Source organism: Alteromonas sp. CI.11.F.A3, from assembly GCF_032925565.1.
In the GTDB taxonomy this organism is placed as follows: Bacteria; Pseudomonadota; Gammaproteobacteria; order Enterobacterales; family Alteromonadaceae; genus Alteromonas.
The window spans coordinates 1419182-1430787 of the sequence record NZ_CP136708.1 but is presented as its reverse complement, the minus strand read 5'-3'; the positions used below and the strand labels follow the sequence as shown (position 1 = coordinate 1430787).

Genomic DNA, 11606 nt, shown 5'->3' with positions numbered 1-11606 from the left:
CACTAATTATTGTTGTGATTTATTGTTTTTAACCTTCGCCACAATGTGGTTTGGCTAATTCCTAAGTCCTGAGCTGCTTTACGTTTATCACCCTTCCATCGCGCCAATGCGGCTAGAATGAGTTCGTTTTCTTTTATTTTTATTATTCCTTTGTCTGTCAATACAGGCTGACGCCCCCCACTTAACTCTGGCGCAATTTGAGATAATGCTGTTTGCAATCGACCAAGGTCGTTTACGGTATGAAGATAAGCCACCACGCGCTCTAACACGTTTTCTAACTCGCGTATATTTCCAGGCCAGTTGTGCGCAGCGAAGCTGTCATTGAGATGTTCAAGAATGGTTGATGGGCTGTGTAAAACCCCATAACGATTTAATAGTTTTTCAAGCTTGTGCGCCGCAATGTGAAGAATATCGTCGGGGCGCTCGCGCAAAGGAGGAATAGAGATATTGAATACATTGAGTCGGTAGTAGAGATCTTCACGAAACGCGCCTTCATTAACCATTTCAGATAACGAACGGTTTGAAGCGGCGATCAGTTTTAGGTCAACTTCTCGCTCTTGGTTCCCCCCCAAAGGACGGTAGCTTCTTTCTTGTAAAAACCTTAGCAATTTAGCTTGTTGGTCTAGCGCTAGCTCGCTAATTTCATCAAGAAATAGTGCGCCGTTCTCGGCTTCCTCTATTAACCCTTTGCGACCACCTCGCTTTGAGCCTGTATACGCGCCATCCTGATGTCCGAACAGTTCACCTTCAAACAACTCAGATGGGATAGCACTGCAATTAAGGGCGACAAACTTGCCACCCGCATAGGGGCCTTGATGATGTATTTGCCTGGCAACTAACTCTTTTCCCGTGCCCGACTCTCCAAACAGCAATACGTTACTTGGCGATGTTGAAAACGCCTTGACCTGCTGTAACACCGCTTCAATCTCGTTAGATTGGTAGACTAAATCGTGGCGAGGGGATGCCGCTTGCTTGGATGGCGTTTTTCTAAGTTTTTTGCGATAAAGTTGGTAAACGAATTTACTCGTACTGCCTTCTGATAACGTGTCTAGATGAAACCACCACTCCTCACCGTTAATTTCACATTCGCCATCAGTTTCACGTTTTCCACCACTTGGATGAATAAGGGCATCTAAATCAACTTCTGCATTTGTACTTAGATTCAAGTGATGCTTGGCAGCGCTATTAAGGGTTAAGGCATCATCGCTCTCATCGACCATGATAATGGGGGTTTGAGATTTAGTGAGTAACCATGATACCAACGCTTGTTCTTTGGCTAACAAACGGGCTCTCTTAGCTTCGTCGATGGCGCTTTGAAGGGTTTTTCTACACGAGCGTTCTGTATAAATTAAGAATGAGGGAATACCTTTGCTATTCGCTAAACCACATACTAGGCTAGCTCCCACTACTGCGATGCCTTCAGATTGACTCGCAATATGAAACTGCTCTCTTGCTTGGTCGGCCGTTAAGTAAATCGACTCTACAATATTGATATTGAGGTGGGAATCAGCAAGCTTTGCTGCGCACGATGCTTCTGCAAAAGAAATGATGTGAATTGACTTTGAGACCTTAGAGGCTTTTTCAACCGCTTCGAATACGTCCCATTCTGTTGTTTGCATCGAGACTACTGGAATAGACAACGCAGATTGTAGATATCGCGCATTTGAACCTGCGCTGACTATTACATCAGGGTCAAATTCTGAAATATGCTGTTGAATTTCTTTCGTACTTCCAACGATGGAATCTACAATCTTAAATTGGGCTTCACCGACGTATTCAGGTAGCACGCTCCCCACCAGCTGGCTAAATTCGTTATAACCAACGATAAGGATACGAAGTTGAGGCTGAACCAATCTTACCGATTTCACGTTGTTGTTTTCCATCACATTTCTCCAATAGGTTGCCCCATGAAGTAACGTGAATTTTTATTATAGTTACACTGGGTATTGCACCAGTTGTGCCAACTTAATAAAAAAACAGTGTGTGGTAGGATTCACGGGGGCTGTACAATAATCAAGCGCCCAGTGTAGTCATATCGATGAGAAAATAACCAGCATTAATATTTCAACATGAAATAAATAAATTTCAATTTGAAATAATAATGTAGGTATATATAGGTATAAATATTAAAGCGCTTCACAAAGCTGCAGTATTGAACCGAAATCATAATCTAATGAAATGTCTTGCACATACCAATTGGCCAGCCCTTTACGCATTTCACCCATGCGAGGGTTTCCCGTTAATCCAGCGAGTGTTTTTGAAAGATCGTCACTGCCAAATGAAATGAGAAAAACCCCCTCTCCTTTTTCTTCTAAAATCGACGCGATAATGCCGTTTTCATCTGTTGGGCTGACAAATACAAGCCACGTGTCGCCCAATTGGAAACGCGCCGAATTAGCCCCACGGCTAGAGAGTGGCTCAAATATAGGATGGGTATTGGTGAGTTCGGCGAATGCCGCTACAGCTTTATCTAACTCTCTTACCAGAAAGTTAATGTGATGTATGTTTTGTACCACAGAGAAGCACTCCTACGTTATTTGATATATAGAAATTGTTGCAACTTTAGTATTGTGCCTACCTTCTCTTTTGTGATTTACTCAAGCACATGAACGAAACGCGTTTATCACATCTAATAATAATAAGTCTAATCAGACAAATCGGCGTTTAGCTGTACCCCACATAAAAAGAAAGTAATCGCAATAACTGCGGTGCAGTATGCGTACCAAAAATACGCGTAAAACAGACGCGCTTTTAGCGCCCTGTAAATGCAGTTTATGCTCATGTTGAAATACATTTATAAAAATTCAGGAACACACAATGCAACAGGCAAAATTTAACGCTTCTGCTTTTAAGCTTTCCTTAATCGCTGGCGCAATCGCTGCTATTCCTTTTTCGACTTCATCCTTCGCTCAAGAACAAACCAATATTGACGAACAAGATGTTGAACAGATTCAAATTGTTGGTTCGCGCCGTGTAGGCCGCACTGTTAATGACTCTCCGGTTCCTATCGATATTATCGATGCGTCTTCTATTGAAGCCACTGGTTTAACCGAAACCAACATGATCCTTAACTCGTTGTTGCCAAGCTTCAACTTCCCGCAGCCTTCTGTTACTGATGGAACAGACCATGTTCGCCCCGCTCAGCTTCGTGGGTTAGCGCCAGATCACACACTTGTTTTAGTGAATGGTAAGCGCCGCCATACTTCAGCGCTACTTAACCTAAACGGTTCTGTAGGCCGTGGCTCTTCGGCTGTAGATTTAAATGCTATACCCGCTAATGCGATTAAACGCATTGAAGTACTTCGCGACGGCGCGGCGGCACAATACGGTTCAGACGCCATTGCGGGCGTAATTAATATTGTATTGAAAGATGCTAGCGAAGGCGGTGAAGTGTCGGCCACATACGGCGCGAACGTAACTACGATGGACGGCGTGCCGAATTTAGAAGGCGTAAGTGCAGATGCTGATGGCAACCTTGCATTCAATACTGGTTCAGACCGTGAACTGACCGACGGTCAAACTTTTACCCTTCGCGGCAACATGGGCTTTGAGTGGGGCGATGATGGCTTTGTAAATGTATCAGCAGAATACCGCGATCGCGGTGAATCAAATCGTTCCGACTTCGATACCCGCGAAAATTATGCTCGTGACGCTGATGGTAATTTAGATGAAAGAGAATTTACGGTTAACCGCTACAACCATGTATATGGTAACGGTGAAGTAGAAGATTACGCGCTGTTCGTAAACGCAGGTAAAGCCATTAACGACAGCATCGAATTTTATGGTACTGCGGGCTTTAGTTCACGTGATTCTATTGGTGGCGGTTTTTATCGAAGAGCATCAGATAGCCGTAACATTACCTCTATCTATCCTGATGGCTTTTTACCTTCTATACAAACCGATATTCAAGATATGTCTGTACTAGGCGGCATTAAGGGTTATGGCGATGTGTGGAACTACGATTTATCACTCACCCACGGTGGAAATGCACTAGAGTACAGCGTAGTAAATAGCTTAAACACCTCTCTTGGGCCAACAAGCCAAACCAGCTTTAACGCGGGTGAGCTTGAATACAACACCACTATTGTTAACGCTGATGCGTCGCGTTTGGTGGATACAGGCTATTTCTTTAGTGAAATGAACTTCGCCATGGGTGCGGAATATCGTCACGAAAGCTATGAAATTACCGCTGGTGAAGAAAACTCGTATATCCAAGGTACGTTTGGCCCAGGTGGTGTAGTTACCGACCCTGTAGATGGCCCTTTTGGCTCAGCGGGATCACAAGTATTCCCTGGCTTCACGCCAGAGTCAGCAGGTGAAAACACTCGCCACAACTACAGCTTTTATGTAGATGTTGAAGCCGATGTGCTCGAAAACTGGAATGTGGCAGTAGCTGGTCGTTATGAAGACTATTCAGATTTTGGCAGTACGTTTAACTGGAAAATGTCACATCGAGTAACCATTACCGATGCACTTGCCCTTCGCGCATCAGTATCTACTGGTTTTAGAGCGCCATCGCTTCAACAACAGCACTTTACTTCTATTGCCACAGTATTTGTGGATGGCGAGCCAACTGAAACGGGTACGTTTGCCGCTTCAAGTGATGTTGCACAGGCATTGGGTAGCCCAGGTCTTGATGCTGAAGAGTCAGATAACTACAGTGCAGGTTTCACCTATTCGCCTACGGCTAATTTCAATTTAACGGTAGATTTCTACCGTATTGATATTGACGATCGTATCGTGTTGTCGAACAACCTATCGGGTGATGCTATTGAAGCGTTGCTTGAAGGTACTGGTGCTAACCAAGCTCGCTTCTTCTTAAACGCGATTAATTCTCGTACTGAAGGGGTAGATATTGTATCTACTTATACATTAAACACAGCTGATTTTGGTGCGTTTAACTTCAATGCGGGTATCAACTTCAATGATAACGAAGTGACCGATATTATAGATGCACCAGATGTACTTCAAAATGCAGGGTTCGATCAAAGTAACTTGTTTGACGATGTTGAACTACGCCGCTTTGAAACAAGCTCGCCAGATAGCAAAGTGAATCTTGGCGTTACTTGGTCTTACGATCGTTACAATGCAACATTGCGCACCACACGTTACGGCGAAGTAGAAGACCCATCTTCAATTGAAGCACGTAACGAAATCATTCCTTCTGAGTGGATCACAGATTTAGATGTACGCGTAGCTCTTACCGACAACTTAGCGGTTTCAGTTGGTGCGAATAACATCTTCGATGTATACCCAGAAGCTACACGCGATCTAGTAGATGACGTAACTACCTTCTCGATGATTTTCCCATACTCAGGCTTCTCGCCCTATGGATTCACGGGCCGTTATGTTTACGGAAAAGTGACTTATAGCTTTTAATTAATCTTGTAAGTTAAAACTCAAAAAAAATGCCGGATGTGAAAACATCCGGCATTTTTTATATGCTAGCAATATTAGCAGCCAAAATTACATTACAAAATCACATGCCATAAAACCGTATTTCGTTTTTGTATATAACAAGAACTATTCCCAAGGTCAGGTACCTTTGTTAGCAAGCATGAGTATTCTAAGTACTCCCACTTTTGGGTTAACACTTTTAGAAGGAATTAATAATGGAAGTGCTTACGAATAATGAGGTAAACCTTGTATCAGGCGGTTACGCAGAACATTGCTGGGGCGATTTTAGCGTAGCAGGATTAGCTGCATCAATGGGAGCTGGAGCTCTAGGCGGTGTCCGTGGTGGTGGCTGGGTTGGTGCTGCTATAGGTGCTATTTCTGGTGGGTTAGGATATGCAGGTAGTAAAGTTGGCGACAAGATGTCCGAGCGCACCACATCCACAACTGATGAGTAATTTTAGGGGCTAAGGCCCCTTATTAGGAGCCAATATGCTGAAGAATATTAAACAGATTATAAGCTATACCCTTTTAATGGCATGTATTATTGTTATCACCGTAACCACCGTAAAGATTGTAGAAATGATCTGGCCTTTAGAGAATGCTAAAACGCTCTTGGTGATTGTGGTCGTTTTTTTGACCACGTTCATTTGCACCCAAGTAGCAAAAAAGTATGGCTTATTTACCCGTTAGTTTCCGCTTTCGATAAACACTCGGCTCAAGCCCTTGGTCATTCTACTTTGCTATTCATAGGTATGGTGACGGGTAACGCTAAAGCGATTTAATATATGATGCATAACGTAAACGGCACTCAAACTAAGGGCAATGGCTACGGCCACAGAGCTAAAACGGTAAAGCGCGCTGTAAACTAAATCTTGGTTGGGTGTTAGCGAGTTTCCAAACAAAATACCAAACGTGGTTAGCACACCAAACCCAATGCCCGGCATCCCGCCACCTAAAATATGATAGCGGCTAAAAATGAACGCTAAAATCCACAACACAAGCACCGGAAAAAGTAAAAAATCACTGTGATTGTACAAAAACAATTGCGCCAGCAGTGCTAAATTACAACCAATGAGTGTACCAATAGCCCGTTGCCACCCGGCTAAACTTGCGGCTTTCCAGCAAAGTGAAAATAGAATTAGCACCGATGACGCCTGAGCTGATATCGAGTCTTGTAAATCCAGCACTTGAAACACCACAAACGATAAGGTTGCCACACTTGCACATAACAGCACTTCGTGACGAATACTTTCTTTCGCCTTAGGCGGTGGAACACGAGGTATGCGCGGTGCAACATCCGGAAATATGCCATGCATGAGAACCGCAATAACAATTGATAAAAGCGTAGCTGCACCGTTACTCACTATTAACGGGTATACAGTATCTACGCCGGTTACATAGCTTGAGAAGTGTAGCTGTATTGAAAGCCCTACTGCACCTAACGCTCCAAACAAAAAGCCGCCGCCACTGCTCATTTGATAGAACAAAACACAAAAAGAGAGAAATACAATTAGGGTCATCACCACTGGAAGGTGGGAAAACAGCCCTTGCAATACCAATACAATAAAGGCGCTAAACCCCGCACTGGCGATGAACTGCTTTATCACTGGCTTGCTAATAACAGGTACTAACCCCAGCAACAACATGGGATAAACCGTAAAGAAAATACCATAAGGCCAGTTCATCAAGTTACTGATGGTAAACCCAAGCGTACAACCACCCGCTATTCGCAATGCCTGGCGCAGACCATTGGGATCTAACTGCGGCCGTTGGCTAACTGTTGTCGACATTTAACCTCCGCTAGTAAATGTAGTGTAACCAACTAATGGCGTTAATTTGTAACGTACCAAACCACTGGCCTAATGTTGATTCAGGTAACAATTGCACAGTGGCACGGGCACCGCTTGGCATACCTTCTACTAAGTCTTCATTTTTTTGTAGCACAATGTGAACCCGTTGACGCTGAGCATCACGCACCCATCGATTACTTGTTTCGGTCTTGCTTAATGTGCCATTTGCACTTAACTGGCCATCGCTAACCCCGGCCTCAAACGAATCAATATGCGCATCAAATACTTCACCAGGTAAGCTATCGAACACCACTTTAGCAGCACTGTTTTCGGCCATGTGCATTAACGACTTTTCTCTAAAATCGGCTACCAAATCGGTCTCGCTGGTTACTATCGCGAGTAGCGGATTACCTTTTACTGCATAGGCCCCTTCACGTAACTGCATGTTAGACACAACACCATCATTTCGCGCACGCACTTGGGTATACGATAAATTTAGTTTGGCTTCGGCAAGCTGGTTTGCGGCATGGCGAACAGTAAGGTTATTTTCACCCGAATCACCTCTTGCCAATAAGGCCTCAGATAACTGCGCTTCAAGCGCCGATTTATTGGCAACACTCGCTTCATAGTTAGCCCGCATAGCCTCAAGTTCTTGCTCTGAAATCGCGCGCTGCTTGTATAACGCGGTACTACGTTGTTGAAGTAACTTTTGCTCGTGTAGCTTGGCACTAGCCGCCTTGATTTGAGCTTCAAGCGATTTAATATTGGTATCAAGCCGTTTGTTTTGTAATTTGGCATCATCTAACGCTAACTTTGCTTGGGTTAACGCTATATCGTATGGCCCTCTATCAATTTGAAACAACACATCGCCTGCTTTTACCGTTTGATTGTTGCTAACAAAAACCTGTGTGACTTCACCACTTAATTGAGGCGCTACTTGCACAACAGGGTGGTAAATTCGCGCTTGGGGCGTAACTGGCATAAAGGTGTCAGCAATAAGGTAGTAAATAAATATCAACACAAAGCCGACTAGGGATAACCTTACGTAGCGAGAAAATTTTTGATCAGGCGTCATTATTCGTCTTCCTCTGTGTTACTTTTAGCACGTTTCTCCTGTAGAGAAATGCAGGCTGATGCGTTTTGCTCTATTTGCAACAATACCCGCGCCATTGCATCGAGCTGTTCATGGGTGAGTCCTGCATAAAACTGCTGTTTAACGTCCGCTATTTTTTCATTTAGCGAATTTAAAACAACACGGCCTTCCTGAGTGAAATACAATTTTTTGCTGCGTTTATCATTACCATCAACTTGACGACTAATCAGCGTCTGCTGCTCAAGCTGCTTTAACGTGCGGGTTAACGAGGGCATTTCTATACCCAAGCTTTGCGCTAGCGCTAATTGAGTAACCCCTTCCCCAATTAGATTGATGTGCATTAATGCTAGCCATCTTGATTGCGTTAAACCTAAGGGCTCAACCGTTAAGGTAACGGCTTCTCGGCATAGCCGGTGTACCCGGCCCATATTTCCAATAAGTGTAAAATCTAACGTTTCGTGAAACGGTTTTTGCGAAGACATAAACACCCTCAACTTACTTAGCATGCTAAGTATAATAGCATTAGTTAGCATGCTAAGTAAATTAAGTGGAGTGGGTTAGCCCTTCTAGCAATAGATTTATCTACCCAATTTATGATCGTTATAAAAGCTTAAACCTTACTCATTCTAGGTTCGCCCTATTTTGCAAGGTTGGAAACGGTAAGGATGGTAAGGGACGCATGACAAAAGCTAACAACAACTGTTTACAGGTTCGTGGTGCACGGGTTCATAACTTAAAAGACATAGATGTTGATATTCCCCGTAATAAAATTGTTGTCTTTACGGGCATTTCTGGCTCTGGTAAGTCCTCTCTCGCCTTTAGCACCTTGTACGCGGAAGCGCAGCATCGTTATCTAGATTCGGTTTCCCCCTATGCTAGAAGGCTAATCGACCAAATTGAAACGCCCGATGTAGAGAGTATTGAAGGTTTACCTCCTGCTGTAGGATTACATCAAAACAGGGGCGCTCCTTCCATTCGCTCTTCGGTAGGCAGTATTACTACCATTTCAAATAGCCTGCGTATGCTGTATTCCCGTGCAGGTGATTACCCTGCTAGTCAAAAGATCATTTACGCAGACGGGTTCTCGCCGAATACGGTTGAGGGAGCCTGCGAGCAATGCCATGGCATTGGAACGGTATTTGATGTTACCGAAGATAAACTTGTTCCCGACCCATCCCTCACCATTAGAGAAGGCGCCATAGCCGCGTGGCCAGGTGCGTGGCAAGGAAAAAATTTAGTTAGGGTTTTGTTATCGTTAGATATTGATGTCGACATACCATGGCAAGCCTTACCTGAGTCTACCCGAGATTGGATTTTGTATACCGACGATACCCCCCAAGTGCCTGTTTACAGAAACTACAATTTGGCGCAAACCCTCGCCGCCAAGGAAGAAGGAGAACCCGCCAGTTATAATGGTAAGTTTATTGGGGCTAAACGCTATGTACTTGAAACCTTTAAAACTTCTCAAAAAGAAAAGGTTAAGCAAAAAGTCGCCCAATATCTTGCTGTTTCAACCTGCCCACGATGCCAAGGTAAGAAGTTAAAACAAGCGTCGCTTTCAGTGACACTTTGTGGCCTAGACATCACCGCCTTCTCTCGGCTGTCTTTAAGCGACGTGGTGGAACATTTAAATACGCTTCTTGAAACAGCCGAAGCCCAAAACAATGAACGGGCACTAGTTATTCGCAACATTGCTAAAGACATAGTAGCGCGCATCAAACCTATTATTGCCCTAGGATTGGGATATCTTTCCTTAGAGCGAAGTACCACGACGATTTCAGCAGGTGAACTACAGCGGTTACGGCTGGCCACCCAAATAAAATCAAAATTGTTTGGTGTGGTATATATTATGGATGAGCCATCCTCTGGCCTTCACCCGAACGATGTAAATGCGTTACTAGAGGCATTTGATGCACTGGTAGAAGCGGGAAATAGCTTATTTTTAGTTGAACATAACCCGCGAGTCATTAAACACGCCGACTGGGTTGTTGATATTGGCCCGAATGCCGGCACAAATGGCGGGGAATTAGTTTTTAGTGGGCCAGTAGGTACGTTGCAGCAAGCATCTAATTCAATAACCTCGCAGTATCTTTTCGATAACGCATTAGCCCTTAAGCACCATAACCGCGCACCGAAAGGTTGGTTGTCATTAAAAGCCATTACCAAAAATAATCTTGAAAATATCGACTGCGCCTTTCCACTAGGTACTATTACCACGGTAACCGGCGTGTCGGGTTCCGGTAAGTCGAGCTTAGTGAGTCATGCTTTGGTGGAATTGGTGAAAGCGTCACTTGATGCGAGTAAAGCTTCAGATAAAAACGCAGCGGTTAAAAACGCCCCCATTAAAAAAACAGCGACCGATATTACCGAAGCCACGCTGTTGGAAAGCAACGATGATAAAGCCGTTGGTGGCTATATTGATAGTGCGAATAAAAGTGATGCCGAACAAATAAAGCGGTTGGTGGTAGTCAACCAATCACCAATTGGCAGAACGCCCCGTTCGAATTTAGCGACTTACACAGGCTTGTTCGACCATGTACGTAAACTGTTTGCCGCCACGCCATTAGCGAAGAAACGACGCTACGACGCAGGGCGATTTTCGTTTAATACCACCAAAGGAAGGTGCGCTAATTGCGAGGGTGTAGGCTATGTGTCGGTAGAATTACTCTTTATGCCATCGGTGTATTCCCCCTGCCCCGTGTGCGACACAAAACGCTACAACCAAGATACCCTAGACATTACCTGGAACGACTTATCGATAGCTGATGTACTGTCGCTAACTGTTGCCGAAGCCCATAGTATATTTGCTAATGAAGCCCCTATCTATCGTGCACTCGATGCACTGATGAAAGTAGGTTTAGGGTACTTACGATTGGGCCAGCCCGCCACCGAACTTTCAGGCGGCGAAGCACAGCGAATAAAGCTCGCTACAGAGTTAAAACGCGCCGAAAAGAAACACACACTTTATGTACTAGATGAACCTACTACTGGGCTTCACCCCGCTGATATCGCACTACTCATGAAGCATTTAAATACGTTAGTGGATGAAGGCAGCAGCGTGGTAATGGTAGAGCACAATATGCAGGTTGCTTCGGCCAGTGATTACGTAATAGATATCGGCCCTGGTGCGGGTGATGCGGGTGGAAAAATAGTCGTTTGCGGTACACCTAAAAATGTTGCTAGTTGCTCAAGAAGCAAAACAGCCCCGTTTATCACGCCAACTTAGTATTGCTAGATGCGATACTGGTGCGTGTTAATCGTAAGTACAAACGAGCTAGCAGTTTTTTTTATAATCTGACTGGTACTGCGCACTGTATAAACGTTAT

The 11606-nt window shown here is 44.3% G+C and carries 8 protein-coding genes; 3 read left to right on the top strand and 5 right to left on the bottom strand.

Features of this window, described 5'->3' with window-relative positions; genetic code table 11:
• Window positions 1-2: 2 nt before the first annotated feature.
• Together R1T43_RS06075 and R1T43_RS06070 are read right to left on the bottom strand one after the other, a co-directional pair.
• Window positions 3-1883, bottom strand: a complete 1881-nt coding sequence (locus tag R1T43_RS06075; protein ID WP_317353962.1) for a sigma 54-interacting transcriptional regulator — start codon at window positions 1881-1883, stop codon at window positions 3-5.
• Between the two features lie 243 nt (window positions 1884-2126).
• Window positions 2127-2516, bottom strand: a complete 390-nt coding sequence (locus R1T43_RS06070; RefSeq protein ID WP_317353960.1) for a glyoxalase — start codon at window positions 2514-2516, stop codon at window positions 2127-2129.
• Between the two features lie 301 nt (window positions 2517-2817).
• Between R1T43_RS06070 and R1T43_RS06065 the strand changes: the two genes are divergently transcribed.
• Together R1T43_RS06065 and R1T43_RS06060 are read left to right on the top strand one after the other, a co-directional pair.
• Window positions 2818-5379, top strand: coding sequence for a TonB-dependent receptor (locus tag R1T43_RS06065; protein WP_317353958.1), 2562 nt, complete (start codon window positions 2818-2820; stop codon window positions 5377-5379).
• 233 nt (window positions 5380-5612) lie between these two features.
• Window positions 5613-5852 carry a hypothetical protein gene (locus tag R1T43_RS06060; protein ID WP_317353956.1) on the top strand — a complete coding sequence of 80 codons (240 nt, stop codon included), beginning with the start codon at window positions 5613-5615 and terminating at the stop codon, window positions 5850-5852.
• A 285-nt stretch (window positions 5853-6137) separates the two neighbouring features.
• Here R1T43_RS06060 and R1T43_RS06055 read toward each other — a convergent pair whose 3' ends face one another.
• From R1T43_RS06055 to R1T43_RS06045, 3 genes are read right to left on the bottom strand one after another with little or no spacing between them, the layout of a single operon-like run.
• Window positions 6138-7187, bottom strand: a complete 1050-nt coding sequence (locus R1T43_RS06055; protein ID WP_317353954.1) for a DUF2955 domain-containing protein — start codon at window positions 7185-7187, stop codon at window positions 6138-6140.
• A 10-nt stretch (window positions 7188-7197) separates the two neighbouring features.
• On the bottom strand, window positions 7198-8262 hold the full coding sequence (locus tag R1T43_RS06050) for an HlyD family secretion protein (RefSeq protein ID WP_317353952.1): 1065 nt from the start codon (window positions 8260-8262) through the stop codon (window positions 7198-7200).
• On the bottom strand, window positions 8262-8762 hold the full coding sequence (locus R1T43_RS06045; protein WP_317353950.1) for a MarR family transcriptional regulator: 501 nt from the start codon (window positions 8760-8762) through the stop codon (window positions 8262-8264). Before R1T43_RS06045 ends, R1T43_RS06050 begins: the two co-directional genes overlap by 1 nt.
• A 197-nt stretch (window positions 8763-8959) precedes the next feature.
• Between R1T43_RS06045 and R1T43_RS06040 the strand changes: the two genes are divergently transcribed.
• Window positions 8960-11506 carry an excinuclease ABC subunit UvrA gene (locus tag R1T43_RS06040; protein WP_317353948.1) on the top strand — a complete coding sequence of 849 codons (2547 nt, stop codon included), beginning with the start codon at window positions 8960-8962 and terminating at the stop codon, window positions 11504-11506.
• The last annotated feature ends 100 nt before the right edge of the window (window positions 11507-11606 follow it).